Source organism: Flavobacterium sp. CS20, from assembly GCF_018080005.1.
Lineage (GTDB): Bacteria > Bacteroidota > Bacteroidia > Flavobacteriales > Flavobacteriaceae > Psychroflexus.
On record NZ_CP073015.1, the window covers coordinates 631,727 to 654,079 of the forward strand.

The following is a 22,353-nucleotide window of genomic DNA, read 5'->3' on the forward strand; positions in this document are numbered from 1 at the left end:
TTTTGATTCCAAAAAAATTGATCTAAATATTATTTTTCTTTTATTGAGTCAAGATAATATTGATAAAGCTGATCAGCGACTTTAAACGATGAAATTTCTTGTTGTTCAATTTTATCGAGATAAATTTTTAATTTTGATTTTAACTTAGGATGATCGTAAAAATTTTGTTTCAACTTTTGGTTTAGGCTGTCAAATAACCAAAATTTTTGTTGCTCAAAACGATTCTGATTAAAAAAACCATTTTCGATAGTAGATTTTTGATAAGCCTTTATCATATCCCAAATTTCAGTAATACCTTTATTGTTAATTGAAGAAATACACTTCACTTTTGGTATCCATTGGCTGTTTTTTTCAGGATAGAGATGAAGTGCTCTTTTAAATTCCATTTGTGCTTTTTTGGCGGCTTTTTGGTTTTCTCCATCAGCTTTATTGATCAAAATAGCATCAGCCATTTCTATAATGCCACGTTTCATGCCTTGTAGTTCGTCGCCTGCACCTGCTAATTTTAATAATAGAAAAAAATCCGTCATACTGTGGACAGCGGTTTCGCTTTGACCTACACCAACGGTCTCAACAAGAATAACATCATATCCGGTCGCTTCACAAAGGATAATACTTTCACGTGTTTTTCTTGCCACACCGCCAAGTGAGCTACCTGATGCTGTTGGACTGATATAGGCGTTTTTTTCTTTTACCAAACCCTGCATTCGGGTTTTGTCGCCTAAGATGCTTCCTTTTGAAACTGAACTCGTCGGGTCAACTGCCAAGACCGCAACTTGTTTTCCTTCTTGAATAAGCGTTTTGCCAAAGGCTTCTATAAATGTGCTTTTACCAACGCCAGGAACACCTGTAATACCGATTCTAATGGATTGCCCTGAATGTGGCAAACAGGACGTAATGAGTTCATCTACAGTTTTTTGATGTTTTTGCTGTTCACTTTCTATTAAGGTTATAGCTTGACTTAATGCAACTTTATCGCCATGGATTAACCGAGAAAACAGGGTTTTGACAGATCTACTTTTTCTTTTTTTTAACTTAGATTGATATTTAGGATTTATATAATTATTCAAAAGGACTAAATTTTTAAGTCTTAGCAGGTTTTATCGATACAGGAACAACAATATCATCCCAAGCCAGAAACATATTGATGTCACCAAACTGTTCATCAAAGTAAATGCTGAATTGCTCTATGGTTTTAAGATTTTTTGAAACAGGAACTTCAACCTTTAAAACGTCAAATTTCTCTACTCGCGAGGCTTTACCATCAGAAAAATTTACACCCCAATTATACATTTTATCATTAAAAATAACGACCCACGAGGTTTCGTTAGGAATTGTCCACAAAGTATATTTTCCTGCTTCAAGTAGCGAACCTTCAATCAAAAGATCTTTGTTGGTTTTAAAAGTAGTGGCTTCGTTTGCACCCGTTCGCCATACTTCGTTGTATGCTACAATATTTCCAAAAATATCTCTTCCTTTTTTATAAGGTCTATTATAAAATACTTCAATTTTTAAACTGTCTTGTTTGAAAACAACAGTATCTTCTGGGCTGTGTTTTTTTGTGTTAAATCTCATAATATAAAAACCAGCAATGGCAACAATAATCAGTCCTGCTATGATGAAAAGTATAATTTTAAGCGCTTTAGGCATAGTTGATAATTTTTTGATGAATATAAGTCAAATATACATTTTTTATTTTTGAATAATTTGATAATATTTTTGCGACTTTATAACATTTTAGCTTTGATGCAATTTCTGTTATAAAATTCTTTTACTTTGTAAATCTGATTTTAAAAAACAATGAACTTCAACTCTACTGAAATTGATCAAAAAGATTATGTCAATTTATTTAAAAGCATTTTAAAACCTCGTTTAATTGAGGAGAAAATGTTGATTTTGCTGAGGCAAGGTAAAATTTCAAAATGGTTTAGTGGCATTGGTCAAGAAGCTATTGCTGTTGGTGTCACTTTAGCTTTGAAAGATGATGAATATATTTTGCCTATGCACAGAAATTTAGGTGTTTTTACAACTCGAAATATTCCTTTACACCGTCTGTTTTCTCAATGGCAAGGCAAACTTAGTGGATTTACCAAAGGACGTGATAGAAGTTTTCATTTTGGAACACAAGATTACAAAATTATTGGAATGATTTCTCATCTTGGTCCACAACTTGGCGTAGCTGATGGTATTGCTCTTGCTCAAAAATTAAGAAAAACAAATAAAGCAACCTGTGTGTTTACTGGCGAAGGTGGCACAAGTGAAGGCGATTTTCACGAAGCTTTAAACATTGCTTCGGTATGGCAATTACCCGTTGTGTTTTGTGTAGAAAACAACGGTTATGGACTGTCCACGCCAACTAACGAACAGTTTAATATTGAAAATATAGCCGATAGAGGAAAAGCTTATGGCATAGAATCTCATATTATTGATGGAAATAATATTGCAGAAGTTTATGAAAAAATGACCTATATTTTTGAAGAGGTTCGCAAAAAACCTAAACCAGTTTTAGTTGAATTTAAAACTTTTAGGCGTCGTGGTCATGAAGAGGCTAGCGGAACAAAATATGTCCCTAATCAGCTAATAAATCACTGGAGTTCGAAAGATCCAATTGATAATTTAAAAAAATATCTTTTAGATAAACATATTTTAGATGATTCAGAAATAGAACGTATAAAGTCTGAAATCAAATCAGAAATAGATAAACATCTACAAATTACTTTCAATGAACCGCAAGTCGAGTCTTCAATAATGGGAGAATTAAATGATGTTTATGCACCAAATGATCAAAAAATCATAAAACCTAAACGCAATAAAACATCTGAAAAACGTTTTGTTGATGCCATTTCTGATGGCTTGCGTGAATCTATGCAAAGGCATGATGAACTTGTGATTATGGGTCAAGATATCGCTGAATACGGCGGTGTTTTTAAAATTACTGAAGGTTTTGTAGAAGAATTTGGAAAACATCGGGTGCGAAATACCCCAATTTGTGAATCTGGCGTGATTGAAGCGACTATGGGTTTGAGTATTTGCGGTATCAAATCGGTAGTAGAGATGCAATTTGGCGACTTTGTTTCCTCTGGGTTTAATCCTATTGTTAATTATCTGGCAAAAACATATTACCGCTGGCAACAAAATGCTGATGTAGTGATAAGAATGCCTTGTGGTGCTGGTGTTGGTGCTGGACCATTTCACAGTCAAACCAACGAAGCTTGGTTTACCAAAACACCTGGCTTAAAAGTGGTTTATCCAGCCTTTCCAGAAGATGCAAAAGGGCTTTTATGTCTTGCAATCGACGATCCAAATCCAGTCTTGTTTTTTGAACATAAAGCTTTATATAGAAGTTTAAAAACACAAACCCCTGATGGGTATTTTACTCACGAAATTGGCAAAGCACAAACTGTAAATTTTGGTAACAAAATCAGCATTATCACTTATGGAATGGGTGTGCATTGGGCTTTGGCTTTACTTAAAGAATATCTTGAAAACACTATCGATATTATAGATTTAAAAACTTTAAAACCTTTAGATACAGAAGCCATTCTATCTAGTGTTAAAAAAACCAGTAGGGTAGTGGTTTTACAAGAAGACTCTGCCTTTGGTGGTCTTGCAGCTGAAATTGCTGCGTGGATTAGTGAACATGCTTTTCAGTTTTTAGATGCACCTGTCAAAAGAGTTTGCAGTATAGATACACCGATTCCATTTGCTGAAAATCTAGAAAAAAACTACTTAGCCAACTCAAGATTAAAAACAACACTTGATGAATTGCTCAAATTTTAATTTAAAATCATCCTAAAGTTTAATTTTTTGTATTTTTGAATGAAATTTATTCTCATGTCAAAATCTATTTTAATCTGTATATCTTTTTGCGTTTTCCTTTTTGCCTGTGGAAACTCAAAAAAAGCGGTTGAGAAAAAGCCAGCAAGAACTTCAGAATATATCAACCCTAAAAGCGATATGGCAATTGCAGGTTCAGTCAATTTTGATAATAACGAAAGCTTGACTATCTATTCTGCCATTATAAAAAATATCACGGGAGATAAACCTGGTGCTTATATCGGTAATGAAATGGATAAATTGGCAGAACAATTGCAAAACAAATTAGATTATTCTGAATTACTTCGTGTTGGTGAAGGACTGATACTTGAATTTAATTCTAAGTCTAATTTTTATTTTAACACCGGAAAAACAAATTTGAATTCCGAATCAAGACAAAATTTAGATGTTATAGTTTCAACTTTAAAACAATATCCAAAGGTCAACCTGATTATTGAAACGCATACAGATGCTTCTGGTGATGAAGATGTTAATATGAAATTATCTCAAGAACGCGTTTTGTCTATTAAAAATTATCTATTAGAAAAAGGTATTGATTCAAGTCGAATTAAAACCAAAGCTTTTGGCGAAAATCAACCTAAAGTTAATAATGAGACCTTAGAAAATCGCCAGCTTAACAGACGTGTTGATTTTGGATTTTACGCCTCTGATGCTTTAAAAGAAGAAGCTATAAATAAGACTCAATAATTAGTTATCATCTGGCACTGGGTCATAACCTGATTGACCCCAAGGATGACATTTTGATAGCCTTAAAACAGTCAATTTAAAACCTTTAAAAACACCGTGTTTTTTGAATGCCTCATAAGCATATTGTGAACAAGTTGGCTGGAAACGACAACTTGAAGCGGTTAGTGGTGAAATAAGCCACTGATAAATTTTTATCAAGAATAAAAAAGGAAAAATCAATATGCGTTTCATAGTTTTCAAATCTCAATTTTATGGTGTGATTTCATAAGTCGTTCCTTCGGCAGTATCTTTGAGTTGAATTCCCATTTCAATCAAGCGGTCTCTGATTTTATCACTTTGTTCGAAATCTCTATTGGCTCGTGCTTGATTACGCAAATCGATTAAAAGCTCGATAAGCTTATCTTGTTTTTGATTGTTGTTATTGGTGCTAGCTATCTTTTCTAAACCTAATACATCAAAGCAAAATGCATGTAAAGTTTTAGATAAAGATTTTATATCTTCTTTGGTCAATGCTAATTTATCATGTTTAGACGCATTGATATATTTTACCGCTTCAAACAATTGAGCTATTAAGACAGGCGAATTAAAATCGTCATTCATAGCATCGTAGCAAGATTGTCGCCATGATTTGATATCGATATCCGATGTCTCTGAAGGTTTTAAACTTTCTAAACTATTAATGGCATTCATTAATCTTTCAAAACCTTTTTCGGTAGAATTTAAAGCTTCGTCAGAAAAATCTAATACACTTCTATAGTTGGCTTGCAACATAAAAAAACGCACAACAGAGGGATGATAGCCTTTAGACAGATTTTTATTATCACCACTAAACAATTCCTCAGGTAAAATATTGTTGCCCGTGCTTTTGGCTATTTTTTTACCGTTTAAAGTCAGCATATTAGCATGCATCCAGTATCTCACTGGTTGTTTGCCATTAGCGACTATACCTTGAGCAATCTCACATTCGTGATGCGGAAATTTTAAATCCATGCCACCGCCGTGAATATCAAATTCTTCGCCGAGATATTTTGAGCTCATCACCGTGCATTCCAAATGCCAGCCTGGAAAACCAACGCCCCAAGGTGATGACCAACGCATGATGTGTTGTGGCTCTGCTTTTTTCCACAAAGCAAAATCTTGTGGATTTTTTTTGTCAGATTGACCTGCAAGTTCTCTGGTATTAGCGATTAAATCTTCTATCTTTCGTTTGCTTAAAATTCCGTAATGCTCTTTTTCGTTATATTTTAAGACGTCAAAATACACGTTACCATTGACTTCGTAGGCTAAACCCTTATCTATAATGGTTTTGATAGCTTCAATTTGTTCAACAATATGACCCGTTGCTGTAGGCTCAATACTCGGAGGAAGATTATTGAATTTTTGAAGCGTATTGTGAAAATCAACCGTATATTTTTGAACCACTTCCATAGGTTCTAGTTCTTCTAATCTGGCTTTTTTAGCAATTCGATCTTCACCTTCTTCGGCATCGTTTTCTAAATGACCAGCATCTGTTATGTTTCTGACATACCTGACTTTATAACCTAAATGCTTTAAGTATCTAAAAATTAAATCAAATGAAATAAAAGTTCGGCAATTTCCCAAATGGACTTTGTTGTAAACCGTTGGTCCGCACACATACATCCCAATATGACCTTTAGTCAGAGGTTTAAAATATTCTTTTTCTCCAGTTAATGAGTTGTATATCTTAAGTTTTTGATTGTCGTATAATGCCATAAATTTAAAAAGTTGTATCTAATTTAATATAATCTAAAAACTCTTTTTTGACATCTTGATTTTTAAATTGACCACCAAACTCGCTAGTTACGGTCTCGCTTTCTATATCTCTAATACCGCGTGAATTTACACAAAGATGTTTGGCATCTACAATACAAGCTACATCTTCTGTATCAAGAGCTTCCTGCAAATCTTTTACAATTTGCATAGTCATACGTTCCTGAACTTGAGGGCGTTTGGCGTAATAATCTACAATCCGATTCATTTTAGAAAGCCCAACCACACGACCTGATGAAATATAGGCGATATGGGCTTTACCAACAATAGGCAATAAATGATGCTCGCAGGTGGAATAGACGGTTATATTTTTTTCAACCAGCATTTCGCCATAGCGGTATTTATTGTCAAAGGTTGACATTTTGGGTTTATGTTTTGGGTTTAAACCTGAAAACATTTCATTGACAAACATTTTTGCTACGCGTTGTGGCGTACCACTTAGGCTGTCGTCAGCTAAGTCTAAACCTAAAGTTTGCATAATGTTATTAACATTTGCTTGAATACGTTTGATTTTTTCTTCATCACTTAATTCAAATGCGTCTTTTCGCAAAGGCGTTTCGCTAGAAGTTCCAATGTGGTTATGACCCAACTCTTCAATTTCAGATAAATTTTCTTCTAAACTCATAGTCAAATAAATATTTGCAAAGATAGTTTTTTTTGAGTGTTTTGAAGTTTTAACCAACGAAAACTCATTTTATTGGCTATTGTTAACACGACTTTAGGAAAATTTTTTATATTTGGAAAAAATACCTCATTTATGAAAACTTTAACTTGTGTCTTATTACTATCATTCTCATTTAGTTTTTGTCAGAATTTTCCTGGTGGATTACCAAATTCAGAGATTTGGATTATAGGTAATCATGCAAATGTTGAAGAGCCAATTAATTTATCGGTTGATTCTAATATTAGAGTTTCGAATTGCGGCCAATCTGAAACTGATTATTTTAATTTCAACGAGTGTTTTTATAGTGCTGAAGGAATTTGTCTTAAATTCAACACAAAGCATGAGTACTCAAAAGGTAAAACTTATTTCTTTGTCGGAGAGCCAGATATTAAGAAAGAAACAAACCTTTCCCAATTACATACAATATGGTCTGAGTTTATTCCTAATACTATAACTTCAAAAGTTATAAGAAATAGAACAGGTATAGCTATGAACAACTCTCTGCAAGGGGATTTGTTTAGCTCTTATAGCAACGAACCGTCTTACATTAGTTATTATCATTGGAATAACTATCGACTAAATAAAATTCACAAGACATATGGGTTTATAGGTGAAACAGAATATAATGTTGGCAAAACTTTCTCATTTTCTGATCAAAATAATAATATAGGGGCTGAAAATTTTGTAGGTTATTTTACTGAATTCATATCATTTCCATTTGAATTAGATGCTAATGAGAAAAATCGAGTTGAATCATATTTAGCATTGAAGTATGGACTTACATTGGACTCTGATTATAAAAGTTCTACTAATGTAAAGTTTTGGAATATTAACAGTGCTTTTAGTAATAACATATTCGGTATTGGAAAAGATGATAAAAGTGGTTTATATCAATTAATTGCTGAAAGTAGAAACGAACAAGATTTGTTAGTTGCATCTGTTGGTCCTTATGCTGAAAACAACATTATTAAACAGCAGGAATTAGAATTAACTATTTCTGATAATCATTTTATTTTATTTGGCGATAATAATGGAAACCTTAGTTTAAATGAACCTAATGAAATGTCCGTATCAACCCTAGGAAGAAAATGGTTAAGTCAAAATACAGATGAAGAATCTAAAGAATATCCAATTAATTTAAGATTTAAAGTAACTAATGAAATTCAAAATATTTTAAGTGAAACAGATCTAAAATTATGGTTTCTGAGAGATCCATTCGTAAATAATACTGAGATTTCTGATTTTCAAAGTGAATTTGTTGAATTTACTAAAATTGATGATATTCAAGAAGGTTATGCAACCGTAGAAGAGATATTTTTTGATATTGATGAAAATAAATTTGATCAGTATACCCTCGCCATTGGACCAGAAATGATTGTTCAAGTAAAATTTCATAGAACAGAATGTAGTAAATATAATATATCTCGAAACGTTGATATTGAAATTACAGGTGGTACACCTAAGTATTCTATCAAAGTTGAGTCTGAAAATGGATATTCTTTTCAAACTATAACTGAAAATACAGTAGTGACACTTGAAGATCTTAGCGAAGGTGTTTACATCATATATGTAGAGGATTCGAATGGCCTTTTTGTTAAAAGGGAGTTTGAAGTTATAATTTATGATATGTTTTTGGATCTTGGACCCGACCAAAATCTAAGTATAAACCAGCAAGAAATTAATCTTTTTGCAGGAGAAGGTATTGAAGATCCTGATGCAACGTATGAATGGTATTTTAATGGAGAGTTGTTAGAACACACAGATCCATTATTAGTGGTCAATGCGCCAGGTGACTATGAGGTGATTGTTACTGCTGGTGACAGATCTTGTTCTATATCTGATAGAATTACAATCACTAATATATTATCAGGATCTATAGATTATTCTCTAGAATGTGATGACGATGAGGCGAACTTTAATGTTAATATATTTGGAGGAATACCAAATTATAACATTCAAGTATTTGATTTGAATAATAATCAAATCGGCTATACTCTAGTTGCTAACAATGATTTTAATAGTGTAAATTTAACACTTCCATACGGTTCATATACTATAGAAATTACGGATAATTTAGATGAAACTATAAGCTTAAATGCTGATTTTACAGACCCATGGGAAGGTGTAGATATAAACTTACACGATCAGCTTTTATCTTCGGGCTGTTATTTATTAGTCAATAATGGAACAGAAAGTTATTATGTGCTTAATAATAATTTTAATGATGGGTGTGTACCTATTACTATTGACGCATCTTTGAATGTATCAGTCAATAGCAACATTAGTTATGAGTGGTTTACACAATGTGATGATGGTCAATTAACTAGCATACTTGTGTCTCCTATTATTGTTTTTGAAGGACAAGTTGATGTTAATAATATAGATTGTTCAATTCCTGGTTTAGAAAAATATGTTCTTGTCGCAACTGATCAGGATAACGGTTGTATCTATTCAGAAAGTTTTTTAACTAAAAGCTTATATCCAACAATAAGTGCTGATAGACCTGAGAATGGTACAAATTTCAACATTACCACCAAAACCTATCCTAATCCAAGTGATTTGCAAAAAAACGCTAGTCACGAAGTGACGATGAACGAAGTCAAAGATGTGGAGATTAAAGTCTTTGATATTTTAGGAAGACAGGTCTTTGAAAAGAAATTATCGAATGAAAGTCAATACACTATCCCTTTAGAAATTAATGCAACAGGTGTTTATTTTATAATAACTACAACCAGTGAAAAGATACTAACCGACCGTTTAATCATCAAATAATACCCCAGTTTTATGCTTCTATTTAAATCTATCAGAAAAAGTAGTATATTCAGTACTGCAATTGCAAGTATTTTATGTAATGTCATGGTTTTTGGACAGCCAATTCAACAAATGTCTCAAAATACATCTTTACATAAGATTTTAAAATTTAAATTAAATTATCTTAGCCCTAGTTCTTCCAATGGATCAACTTATGTCGAGCCTAGTAATCCTACCGAGTCGAATATTTTTTATGCGGATGAACAATTTGGGCTTATAGGAGTTTTTGACGATCATAAAAGTGAGAAAATTAAAGATAATTTTTTTACGGTTCACATACCAAATGAATATAACTTAAAGAACTATGATATAACCTTGTCATACGAGCTTTTTGGTTTAGAAGATGCTTCACAAACCACAAAAAGCATAAATCACAATAAAAGTTACGGAGGGTCTTTTATTTCTATAAAAGAAGAATGGAAGCATGTAAGTGAGCAAATACCTAATCATTTGATAAATTCAGGTAAAAACACAATTTTTTTTAACAGAAGAGAAAATAAAGATTATGGTTATAAAATAAAGAATCTACGTGTTAAGCTTACACCAGTTAAGTCTAAAGCACCAATCAAAAAATTAAATAGTTTTATTTACGGCAATAAGCTTTATTTGAATGGAATTGTTGATCACGATAAAGTAAAGTCTATACAATATAATGATGAAAATTTGAACTTGAATAATGGTGTTTTTAATAAAATCTTATCTCAAACTGATTTAGACAAAATTAAATTTAAAATCATTTTAAATGATAATACCCAAGCGCTAGTTAAAAAAAAATTAACACCTATTAACTTTAGCGAATATTTGTATTTCCCTAGAATTGATTCTGCTGTAGAGCATGAGGAATTAAGTCAGGAAAGTTCTTTTCTCAAAACATATGATAATGGTCACATACAAATTTTGAATATCGAAGGGCTTTTGTTTAGAGATAGTAAACCAACCCATACCTCTATAACAAATGTCACATACAAATATGCTTCATACCGATTAAATAAATCTCTGGATAGTACAAATCAGTCAATGCTGTATCTTAAATATGATAGTGATAAAATGCCTGTGGGCTATAGTCCAAAAGATATCCAAACATTTTATTTTAGTAATAAGAAAAAAGAATGGATTAGTCTTGAAAAAGATAGTATTGATTATAAAAATGAATTAATTATTACTAAAGTTAATGAAAAAACAGATTATATCAATGGCATAATTAAGCGACCTCAATCTCCTGAAATAGGAAATTATACTCCAACATTATTGACAGACCTCGAATATGCAGACCCAGCATCAGGTGTAGTTTCAATTTCACCACCTCAACCTAATAATATGGGTGTTGCTTCTACATCTTTTCCTTTAAAACTGCCATCAGGTAGAAATGGAATGCAACCCAATTTATCTGTCAATTATAATAGTGAAGCATCTAATAGTTGGATGGGTTTAGGGTGGAACCTTCAAGTACCCAGTATAAGTTTAAATACCAAATGGGGGACACCTGTCTTTGATTCAAATAAAGAAACCGAGCTTTATACATTTTCTGGAAGTGAATTGTTATTAAAAAATAATGGCGAATATACCCAACCGCACAGATCTAATGTTGACATCAACAGGCAAACTGATAGAGTTTTTTATCACAGGGCTGAAGGCAGTTATAGCAAAATAGTGAGACATGGAAGTAATCCAGGTAACTATTGGTGGGAAGTAGTAAATAAAAGAGGCACTACAAGCTATTATGGAGGAGACAATAGTGGCATAAATGAAACTTATGTTCTTAGAAACCTTAATGGTAATATTACTCACTGGTCATTGCTCAAAACCATTGACGTATTTGGAAATAGGATTGAATATTTTTATGATAAAAATGAGAATATTGATTTGAATAACACTATTTCAGATAGTGGAAATATTAAAGCAACTTCTTGTTATTTGGAAAGTATTGAATATACTTTGAATGACGATAATACTAACTTGGATTATTATAAGGTTGAGTTTATAAGAAATAATTACAACCTTTCTGGTTTATCTGATCTTGACAGAAAAGATAAAATTTTGAACGCTAGAACTGGAACGTTAAGAATTACTGATGACTTATTAACTGAAATAAACATTACTTATCATAAAAATAGTGAAATTCAAAACGTGAGATCATATCAATTTGAATACACTGAATCCGTATTTAATAAAACCCTTTTAGAATCAATTGCAGAATATGACGCAAGTGGTGATTTGTTTTATAAAAATGAAATGGAATATTTTGAAGATTTCAATTCTAGTATAATAGATAACTCTACTGTAAATATGACTTCAAATATCACACCAACTATTGTAGATTCTAATCTTTTTAGCATGTTTAATTCAGATTATTTGTCAACAATTAATACGAGTGAATCCAATGGATATAGCGGTGGTTTAAGAGGAGGAATTGGTATAGGTTTAAACCCATCAAGTAATGTTAATACTTTTGACCTAAAGGGTAATTATAGCAGAAATAACAGTAAAACTATCAATGATTTAATAGACGTTAATAGTGACGGTTTGCCAGATATCGTTTTCAAACAAAATGGAAATATTAAGTATGTTTTAAACAATTTAGGGAGTAACAATACTCCAAACTTTTCTGATAATATCTTCGATTTTGGGATAAGTAATTTAAAGGAATCAAAATCAAACACTATTTCTGGTGGTGGAAATGCAACCATAGGGATACCAGGAGTTGCTTCAATATCAGCTGGTAAAAGCTGGAGTAAAACTAATTCAACCACAGATGGTTATTTTATCGATTATAATGGTGACGGTTTTGTCGATTATATTAATAATAGCAGAGTGTATTTTAATGTAACAGAAAACGATGTAATAGAAGATCGAGACCTAAACTTCAATATCAACCAAACCGAAAACATAATCAACTCAGATGCCTTTAGTCCTGGTGACAATATGTTTGAAGGTATAAGTTTTGATACGTTAGATCAACTGCGAGATCAATATAATCAATACGACCATGTCAGTGCATGGGTTGCACCTTATAATGGTACCATTCAGGTTATTGGGAATGCCACCTTAGACAATTCAACCCCACATTATAGCAATGGAGACTCTGATTTAAATAGATTTGATTTAGCTATTGAATATTACGATTCTAACCTCAATACGGGCACTGGAAATCCAGTAGAGCTTAACTCAAAACAATTGAGCCAAAATAATTCTTCTGCAAGCATGAACTTATCCGGCATACCAGTAAATTCTGGCGATATATTATTTTTCAGAATTCACAATCATGATTATGGTAATGGTGGAAAAATAGAGTGGAATCCTCAAATTAACTATGTTTTCAATACGAATAACCCTTCTGAAATCAATACCTTTAAAAACAATCCATCACCGCTTACTACGTCAATTTTAAGCCTTAATGACGAAAACAACAAGTCATTAGCCAATTATAATATGGCACAAGATTTTATGCTCAATAATGGAAATCCCTGGACTTTAGATGATTTTGACAATAATTATACCATAGATTTAAATCTTAGTGCTATCAATATTCCTAATGTATTGACGGACGATATTACCTTTAATGTGATTGAAACTGCCATAGAAAAAGTAGCAGGTTTAGATCAAAATGACGAGCCTTTAGAACCAATAATAAATGTAGATACTTATGAAGTAAAATATAACATTGAAACAGAAAGTTTTATTCCTAGTAATAGTTTAATTAGCCTTCCTTTAGGCTCGCAAGACGATGATTTTAGTTATAGTTATAATTTTACAGTAAGTAGTGATTCTAATGTTGACTGGAAAAATATTATTTGGCAACCGACAATCACCGATAACGATACATCTACTTCTGATATTAATCCTGCAATCACGTTTGAAACTTATGACAACGTTTTATCAGCCAATAAACATTGGGTAAATATATCTAACAAGATACCTGAACCTATTATTGATGATGATCAATTTAATGACGACCAAACTGAGTTTTTATCCGTAGGTTTAGATAATTTTAGTTTTCATCAGCTAGATGGTATCCCTAATGATGAGTTCCCTATTGAAGTCAATTTTGTGATTAAAGAGCAGTATATTGAACCTTCAACAGGTGATATAATCAGTAAAGTCCCATTTAAAAAAAATTTACTGATATTTAAGTTTGTTGATGATGGAGGAATATTTGGGAGCGATGAAATTTTTTATAAAGTTTCAGATGCAAATATTGAACCAGAATCCTGTATTGCCAAGTGATTTCTTGGAATTAGAAGATGTCCAGCATATTTTCACCAAAGAAGATGTAGCTGATCTTCAAAGCCAAAATGCCAAAATTTATGCCGCACTTTATACAAATACCAATAATTTTAAAAGTGTTAATGATCATTATGAATTCTCTATACAATTTAAGTTAAATGAAGACCTAGAAAATTCTCCTACCGGAGATTTTGATGACCCTAACTAGAGTGCTTTAAAATTTGCTGAACCTCCTATCTTCAGTAAAAACCCAAACTTTCAAGGCTTTACTTATAAAGGATGGGGGCAATTCTTATACAATGGAGGTTTACATATGCCAAGGCATGAAGATGGAGAAAACATGGGTGAATATATTGATTCTGCCACACCTACAGATTATGGTGATTTATTAATTGACGTTGATGAGCTTATTACAGACACAGATGATGACCTTGACCCTGACCCTGATCAACCAACTTTTGAAAAAATAAGATATACAATTTATAGCAATAATGGTCAATACTATTATAATCAAGATATGTATTTAGACACAGCTGATGATAATGTAATTAGTGCAAAATATGAATTGAACCAAAATGACATACCGGTTTTTTATGTCGGTCGTTTTGGAGAAAGCAATATTTATAATCAATACATTGACCCCAACAATTTTGGTAATACCGATGATAGCTTTGTTGGTTTTAAAATTAGATCCAGGTCCAAAGGGAAAACAAATTCTGGTGGACTAGATGTAGGAATTTATGATGCAGGTGTAAATGGGTCGAAAAGTGAAGCTAGAACAGAAGTATTATCAGAATATATTGATTTAAACGGAGATAGGTATCCAGATTTTGTGACCAAAACTAAGATTCAGTTCAGTTCAATGAAAGGTGGGTTAAGTAATAATATTAAAACCCAAGAAAACATATCTGAGTTAAATTCAAATTTTTTTAGAGGCTCTAGCAATAAAGATCAATTTCATGGAGCATCAATATCTTCTTCTACCTTTACATCAAACAATCAAGGTAGTAGCAATATAGATAACCCTAATATTCCTAATATAGAAGCCAGTTTTGGACTTACAGAAGGTTACACAGAATCTATACAACAATGGCTAGATATTAATGGTGATGGGTTAACAGATAGAGTTGAAATCATACCTCAAACTGATGCAGTTATTGATCAAACAACTACAAGCATAGAAGTACAGCTAAATACAGAGTACGGTTTTTCAAAAAAAATAAATTGGGCAGATCAACTCTCTTCCATACCTACTACACCTTACATTAGTGAAAGAGAAAGTGATAATTCTGGGATAGGCGACGGTTTTAATACCTCTCAAACAACATCATTTTCATTCGGAATAGGTGGAAGCGTAAATACTTCGACAAGTAGAATCAAGTTGGTTGATGTAAATGGAGATGCTCTTCCTGACCTGTTACTTGACAATGGTACATACTACATAAATAATGGAACAAATTTTGATGCAAATCCTAAAAGTTTTTATAACGATGCCACTGATGTCAACAAATCCTCTAGTCTTACACTTAATGGTTCATATACATCAGGAACAGCATTTTGGGTGGTTTGGATCCCTGTAAAAGTGACAGGAACAGTTTTGGCTACTACATCAATAAGCAAGAATCATATAGCTGTTTCTCTAAGGGATATCAATGGTGATGGCTATGTTGATGTTATTCATGATACGAGTTCAGGTATGAATTTAAATGTAAACTTGAGTAAAATTAAAAAAACACATTTGCTCAAAAAAGTGACAACACCATTTGGTGGTAGTTGGGAAGTAAGCTATGCCAGAGCTGGTAATACCTCATCTTTACCTCAAAATAAATGGGTATTGGATGAAGTAACAACATTTGATGGCTATCCTGGTGATAATGATTTATCAGTAGATGAAACTAAACAAACATTTGAATATTCAAATCCCTTTTATGATAGGCATGAAAGAGAGTTTTATGGTTTTGAAATCTTAAGAATAAATAGCTTTATCAAAGAAAATCAAAGTGATCAGTGGACTTTATACAACTATACCTTAAAAAAAATACATAATGATAATTTCTATTTAAAAGGAAAAATAAACGATGTGTCTTCTTTTACAAGCCAAGATCAACCTTTATCTCAAACGCAGTATTTTTATAAGGCTTTTGATCATAACACTTCTACTGATGGCTCCTCAAGCACGCCAACATTAAATACCGACCCCAATGACAATTTAGATTTGTCATTGTCAAACCAAGAAAAGTACTCAGGATTTTTGTGGCTTTATCTAAAAGAATATCCTTGACTTTTGAAGAAGGTAGTAGTCTATCTTTGATTGAACGCTTCGAAGAATATGATCAATTTGGTAATCTTACAAGCTATACCAATTTCGGAAATGGCTCAAGTAATGATGCATATAGAACCGAAATAGAATATGAAAACCCAAACTTTTTCAGCTCAATCAATAACCCATTCTTAGGTTTTCCCAAAAAAATTCAAGTATTTCAAAATTCAGACAATACACTTTTAAGAGAAAGAATAGCCAATTACTATTCAAATGGTAATCTCGCAGAAATTACAACAAAACTTAATTCTAGTGAAACAACAAATATAATTTTCAATTATAACACTTATACTATGTTGACCAGCATTGTAGAGCCTGATAATACAGCAGAAAATAATGCTTCATTGGGCTTTACAAAATCTATTGAATATGATGAAAGTGTAAAGACTTATCCAACTACAATTACAAATTCTTATGGCTATCAGTCATCTACAGAATATGATTTTAGGTTTGGAATACCTTTCCATACTACTGATATTAATAATAAGGAAATGAAATTGAGATATGATGATAGAGGCAGAATTGTTGAATACACATATTTTAACGAAGTAGAAAATCCTCAAAATATTCAAAATCTTTGGACCATTCGCTACCAGCATATGAATGAATCTATCAATAACGATTCAAGCCAAACAATGATAGACGTCGCTCATGCTTTTGAACCCACATCAAATGATGAAACACACTATGCTATAACTAGACATAAAGATACTCAAATTGATATCAACGGCGATTATGTTAATTTAAATAATGAGTTTTATACCATCAACATCATAGATGGCTTGGGAAATGCTATTCAACAAAAAAAGACCCTATATTCACAAAGCGACAGCAAGACTTCCTCTAGTTTAAAGTGGCTGGTTAGCGGTAGACAAAAAACAGATGCTTTAGGTAGGGTGCTTGAAGAATATTTACCCAATACCCAAAACTTTAATAGTAGTAATGATACAGACTTTTTCTCAAGTTCGGGAGATTTTTTAAGTAGCTGTCTTTACGATCATAAGAACAGAAAAGTCGAGGTCAGCCAAGTCGATGATAGTGGTAATAAAACAATGAGCTATTCAATAAACAATGGAAACCTTGTGAGTGAAGTAGTTAATGAAAAAAATCAAAAACTGGAAACTTTTACAGACGTTAGACAACGTAAAACTAAAACCATTCAGGAAGGTTTAACAATTCAATATGAATATAACGCTATAAATGAACTCACCTCTATTGTCCATCATAATCAGACCAAGACAAATTACTTATATGATTTAGCTGGAAGAAAAGTTGAAATTCAACAACCTGAACGCGGAGTTATAAGCATGAAATATGACAAGGCGAGCCGTTTGATTGAAAAACAAAATTCAAATCTGATGTTGGATTCTCAGCAAAAAATCAATTACACTTACCATTATAATCAGCTTTTATCAGTCGAATACCCAAAAAACAAAGAGAATAACATCTATTATATTTATGGCTATCCTAATGAAAGTCTTGCCGATGAACTTAATGCGGTAGGTAGAATAATGATTCAAAAAGATGCCTCTGGTATGCAAATTCTAGGGTATGGCAATATTGGAGAACTTACACAGAGAACAAGAGCTGTAAATGTTGAAGGCGAAAGAACCTATTGGTTTGAGACTGAATGGATTTATGATAGTTGGAATAGAGTACAAGAAATTGTTTACCCGGATGGGGAACGTATATTTTACAATTACAATCTTGCAGGAGATCTTCAAAGTGTATTGAGTGATTTACCTGTTACCATAGATAGTGGTAATCAAGATATTGTAAACAATATTACCTATACCGATTATAATGAGCGCAAAAGTATAACCTATGGTAATGGCACTACGACGTCCTATACCTATGATAGTCAACGCAGAATGCATACCATAAAACATCTCTTTGGTACAGGAGCAAATATTCAAAATGAATACACTTATGATGACTTAAACAATATCAATAGCATATCAACGCTATCACCTGAGCAAGCACTTCCTAGCTCAACGACAAGTGATCTTATCGGACCTGTCAATTATAATTTTTCTTACGATAATTTCAACCGACTTACCTCTGCATCCGGAAGTTATACAGGGTAAAATGATGTAGTCAATACTCAAAGTCAAGGTGGCAACCCCTTTCTTAAACATGAATATAATCTTGATTTAACCTACGATGCTCAAGATCCGAGTAGAAACTTCATAAACAAAACACAGACCCACCTAAATAAACCGGTAAGTGATCTCAATGAACCAATGGAAAATGCTAGCGTAGTAAAGAATAACAGCTATCAATTAGATTATACCTACGACGACGATGGAGGTCTCATAGCGGGTTCTAACTATGGTTACACTCAACCGCATGCCGTGAGAGAAATAAAAGAACAACCCACAGGAGTAAATTGTTGCGACAGTCAAGATGACCCAAGAATAAAAAACCAAAACATAAAACATGACGCCAACGGTAATCTTACAAAAGTGATAGAAGGTATAGGAGAAGAAGAAATCACAAAAATTCATTACCTTTGGGATGAAGAAAATAGACTTATGGCTGTAGATCTTAATCCGTATTCTGAAGAAAGTGACCATCCTATTGCCACTTATACCTACGATGCTGGTGGTGAACGGATTATCAAATATCTATATCAACAAGTTGATATTCATAGCAATGCAAAGGACGTTGGCAATGCGCGTAAAACGGAGACTTATATCTATCCGGATGGGATGATTACGGTAAAGGTCTTAAAGTTTATAGTTAGAGATCAAGCCTTGTCTTATACTAAACATTATCATATTGGTAGCCAAAGAGTGGCTAGTAAAATTGGAACCAGTGAGCGATTTGGTTTTTATTCAAAACAAATTATACCCCTTGCCAATTTAGCCAATGCCGATGGAATAAACCTGATAGATGTTTTACAAGACCCCGATGAAGACGGGCAGAATTTTAACCATCTTAATGAAAGAAGAAACCGTATTTTACAAGCCTTTGATATACCACCACTTGAAAGTGAAACGGTTGACATATCAGAAGATGAAAACGTCACAACAAGTTCAAATAATTTTGCTCACGGCTATGCCGGCGACCTGCAACATATAGAAGTGTTTTATTTTCACAGTGACCATCTCGGTTCTTCAAATTATGTATCAAATTATGACGGGGACATTAGCCAACACGCCGAATATTTGCCATTTGGTGAGCTCCTCACCGATGAACACCTCAATTCCCACAACACCCGTTACAAATACAACGGCAAAGAATTTGATCAGGAAACGGGCAACTATTATTACGGCGTCCGCTATTATAACCCTAAAACCAGTTTATGGTTGAGTGTTGACCCGTTAGCGGAGAAATACCCCTCATGGTCACCATACAACTATACAATGAATAATCCGGTAAGATATGTTGACCCTACGGGAATGGTTGTAGAAGATCCAATTTATGGTAAAAACTTTTGGGGTAATTTAAAATACTTAGGCGATGATGGCACGAATAATGGTCGGGTATATTTTGTAAGCGGTCAAACAAAAAGAGATGTTAAAAATGCGACTGCGAATGGCGAGTTTTATTCTGGTGATTTAAGTAGTTCTGATGAAGTTTCCTCTATACCATCCCAAATGATTTTTTCTGTGGATCAAAGCTTGCAATCTACCTTATCTTCAAATAAGGAAAATGGTGGACACAGCACTTTTTCAAGTTTTGAAACAACTCAATGGGATGAAGGATATGCAGTAACCAATAGAGATTTAGGAGACGGAAGAAGAGAGGTTAAAGGAAGCGTCCAGCCTTTTGTTGTTGATGGCGATAAATTAGATATAGATATGAGCAATCTTGACGTTTATTACCATATTCATCCAGACACACAAGGTTTAGGAAGCTCAACACCCTCTAATTACAGTAGAAATATTAATGGTAGAAATATAAGAAGGGGTGATATTCCTTATCAGGCTGACTTAGAGCGTAGTGGTTACAATGGAAATCCATTTGTAGTTGGCGCTAGAGATAATCGTGTTAACTTTTATAATGGAAGAGGCTCAGTGATGAAAGTGAAATATCAGCAATTTAAAATAACTCTTTTATCTGAATTTATATCACATTTAAGATTTTGAAAAAAATAGTTTACATATCAGTTATAATATTAATTGTAGCATCTTGCTCCTCTCAAAAATTTGGAATCAGAAAAAACTTTAAAAAGACAGATAGCCTTGCAGAAGAGCTTTTTCAAAAGAATGGTAATTCTTTTGTGATTACGTCAATGTATTCAAACTTTTCACAAGTATGGTCTTACAATAAAAAAAATAGAATTAAGTATGATTTAATAAAAGGTAAAATTCACAAGATTGATACAACAGCATCAGATTTTTATGGTAATTATTTAAGTGAAGCACAAAATACTTTTAATGGAATATTACCTACAAATTGTCCAGAACTTGATGGTGGTCTATTCTTAATAAGGATGAATTATAATGCAAAACATAAAACAATAGATTATAATTCTGTGAATATAAAATGTTTATTTGGAAAAGAAAATAATAATGATTTCATAAGTGCTTTAGCAAAAGATGTCGATTTTATCAATCCAGTTTGGTTGGAGAATTGAATTAAAAAAATCAATACACCCGCTCTGCGAAGTCTAAGACTTCGAAGCTTTACAACTACGTAAGAAGCATAAATCATCATAGGAGTCTGTAACGACTTCACATATTAGCTATTTTAAAGAATTCATTAATTTGCTTATATTGCCATCATGTTCAGCAATGAAGGCTACAAAATACGAAACTAAAACGGTACTGAAGATGGTAAAAGAAGCGGGTATGTATTATATGGAGATAAATCAGGTTTATCACTCTAATCGGAGTTTAAAACTTAACACAACAAGTTCAAATAATTTTGCTCACGGCTATGCCGGCGACCTGCAACATATAGAAGTGTTTTATTTTCACAGTGACCATCTCGGTTCTTCAAATTATGTATCAAATTATGACGGGGACATTAGCCAACACGCCGAATATTTGCCATTTGGTGAGCTCCTCACCGATGAACACCTCAATTCCCACAATACCCGTTACAAATACAACGGCAAAGAATTTGACCAGGAAACGGGCAACTACTATTACGGCGCGAGGTACTTCAATCCAAAGACAAGTTTATGGTTGTCCGTCGACCCAATGGCGGAGAAGTTCCCGGGATGGTCGCCTTATGCTTATGCGATGCACCGCCCTACGGTACTCGTTGACCCTACAGGGATGAGTGCGGAAAGCCCTGATGATTGGGTTTATGACAAACAGAATGACAAGTATGTTTGGAAAGAGGAAGTAAATGAGGTCATGGACATTACCAATACAAATAGATACGAATATGTAGGGGAAAGCAAAGGAGATATAAATCAACATTTTGATAAAAATCTTTCTAATTTTGATAGGTTCAAGAGAGCAATTGGTGGCAGTGTTAGACCTAATGTAGATGAAGGGTCTTATATTTCTGCAAAAGTAACCCCAAAATTAGAGGAGGCTATTCATAAACAACGAACGGCTAACCAACGTTTTTCGGAATCTGACCCAAATGACGATTACGCTTCTATGTCAATTTACCCTGCAATAGACCTTAATATTGAAGGATATAGTAGAAAATCCGGAATCTTATCATCAAATACATATTCATTTAAATCCACATTAAATATTGACGGTGAGAATATTCCTTTTACAGGTAATTACACAGTTAGAAACAAAAATGCAAACTATATAAACCAAGTGGACGCAACTCAAAATAGTTTTGCGACCCCTTTCGGGCAACTTTACAGTAACCCTGTTATTTTTAGTGGAAAAGACCAACCGTTATAATTAACTTGGGAAATAAGTCGGCACAGAAAAGGATAGATAATTTTATGTGGGACTTTTAAAAAATGATAGTATGAATAAACTATTCACAGTTGTAATATTTTTATTGTTTATTTCTGTAATGATTTTGATGAAAGCATACAGGGTATTTGGGTAAGTTCTTATCTTCAACGTGCAGATGAAAATAAACGGTTGCC

At 33.0% G+C, this 22,353-nt stretch carries 15 protein-coding genes; 10 read left to right on the forward strand and 5 right to left on the reverse strand.

The window, feature by feature from the left end:
* Positions 1–29: 29 nt before the first annotated feature.
* Both meaB and IGB25_RS03095 read right to left on the reverse strand, forming a co-directional pair.
* Positions 30–1,070, reverse strand: coding sequence for a methylmalonyl Co-A mutase-associated GTPase MeaB (gene meaB / locus IGB25_RS03090; RefSeq protein WP_247653584.1), 1,041 nt, complete (start codon positions 1,068–1,070; stop codon positions 30–32).
* A gap of 13 nt (positions 1,071–1,083) precedes the next feature.
* On the reverse strand, positions 1,084–1,650 hold the full coding sequence (locus IGB25_RS03095; protein WP_211066123.1) for a DUF2911 domain-containing protein: 567 nt from the start codon (positions 1,648–1,650) through the stop codon (positions 1,084–1,086).
* Positions 1,651–1,800: 150 nt separating this feature from the next.
* Here IGB25_RS03095 and IGB25_RS03100 point away from each other — a divergent pair, with 150 nt between their 5' ends.
* Together IGB25_RS03100 and IGB25_RS03105 are read left to right on the forward strand one after the other, a co-directional pair.
* Entirely contained in the window at positions 1,801–3,780 is a 1,980-nt protein-coding gene (locus IGB25_RS03100; RefSeq protein WP_211066124.1) for a thiamine pyrophosphate-dependent enzyme, read from the forward strand.
* A gap of 54 nt (positions 3,781–3,834) precedes the next feature.
* A complete protein-coding gene (locus IGB25_RS03105) occupies positions 3,835–4,524 on the forward strand; it encodes an OmpA family protein (RefSeq protein ID WP_211066125.1) in 690 nt (229 codons plus the stop codon).
* Here IGB25_RS03105 and yidD read toward each other — a convergent pair whose 3' ends face one another.
* The 3 genes from yidD to folE are packed head-to-tail and all read right to left on the reverse strand — an operon-like array spanning position 4,525 to position 6,940.
* Positions 4,525–4,755 carry a membrane protein insertion efficiency factor YidD gene (yidD, locus tag IGB25_RS03110; RefSeq protein WP_211066126.1) on the reverse strand — a complete coding sequence of 77 codons (231 nt, stop codon included), beginning with the start codon at positions 4,753–4,755 and terminating at the stop codon, positions 4,525–4,527.
* Positions 4,756–4,773: 18 nt separating this feature from the next.
* On the reverse strand, positions 4,774–6,258 hold the full coding sequence (cysS, locus tag IGB25_RS03115; protein ID WP_211066127.1) for a cysteine--tRNA ligase: 1,485 nt from the start codon (positions 6,256–6,258) through the stop codon (positions 4,774–4,776).
* A gap of 4 nt (positions 6,259–6,262) precedes the next feature.
* Positions 6,263–6,940, reverse strand: a complete 678-nt coding sequence (gene folE / locus IGB25_RS03120) for a GTP cyclohydrolase I FolE (RefSeq protein ID WP_211066128.1) — start codon at positions 6,938–6,940, stop codon at positions 6,263–6,265.
* Positions 6,941–7,072: 132 nt separating this feature from the next.
* Here folE and IGB25_RS03125 point away from each other — a divergent pair, with 132 nt between their 5' ends.
* The 8 genes from IGB25_RS03125 to IGB25_RS03160 all read left to right on the forward strand — a co-directional run bounded on the left by IGB25_RS03125 (position 7,073) and on the right by IGB25_RS03160 (position 22,159).
* Positions 7,073–9,751 (forward strand): T9SS type A sorting domain-containing protein, encoded by a 2,679-nt coding sequence (locus IGB25_RS03125; RefSeq protein ID WP_211066129.1) that lies wholly within the window; start codon positions 7,073–7,075, stop codon positions 9,749–9,751.
* Positions 9,752–9,763: 12 nt separating this feature from the next.
* Positions 9,764–14,014, forward strand: coding sequence for a SpvB/TcaC N-terminal domain-containing protein (locus tag IGB25_RS03130; protein WP_211066130.1), 4,251 nt, complete (start codon positions 9,764–9,766; stop codon positions 14,012–14,014).
* Entirely contained in the window at positions 13,986–14,222 is a 237-nt protein-coding gene (locus tag IGB25_RS03135; RefSeq protein ID WP_211066131.1) for a hypothetical protein, read from the forward strand. Before IGB25_RS03130 ends, IGB25_RS03135 begins: the two co-directional genes overlap by 29 nt.
* 132 nt (positions 14,223–14,354) lie before the next feature.
* Positions 14,355–16,295 (forward strand): toxin TcdB middle/N-terminal domain-containing protein, encoded by a 1,941-nt coding sequence (locus IGB25_RS03140; protein ID WP_211066132.1) that lies wholly within the window; start codon positions 14,355–14,357, stop codon positions 16,293–16,295.
* Positions 16,268–18,421 (forward strand): RHS repeat domain-containing protein, encoded by a 2,154-nt coding sequence (locus IGB25_RS03145; RefSeq protein ID WP_211066133.1) that lies wholly within the window; start codon positions 16,268–16,270, stop codon positions 18,419–18,421. Before IGB25_RS03140 ends, IGB25_RS03145 begins: the two co-directional genes overlap by 28 nt.
* Before the next feature lie 156 nt (positions 18,422–18,577).
* Positions 18,578–20,428 (forward strand): RHS repeat domain-containing protein, encoded by a 1,851-nt coding sequence (locus tag IGB25_RS03150; protein ID WP_211066134.1) that lies wholly within the window; start codon positions 18,578–18,580, stop codon positions 20,426–20,428.
* Entirely contained in the window at positions 20,425–20,919 is a 495-nt protein-coding gene (locus tag IGB25_RS03155) for a hypothetical protein (protein WP_211066135.1), read from the forward strand. Before IGB25_RS03150 ends, IGB25_RS03155 begins: the two co-directional genes overlap by 4 nt.
* A 196-nt stretch (positions 20,920–21,115) precedes the next feature.
* Positions 21,116–22,159, forward strand: coding sequence for an RHS repeat domain-containing protein (locus IGB25_RS03160; protein ID WP_247653585.1), 1,044 nt, complete (start codon positions 21,116–21,118; stop codon positions 22,157–22,159).
* Positions 22,160–22,353: the final 194 nt, after the last annotated feature.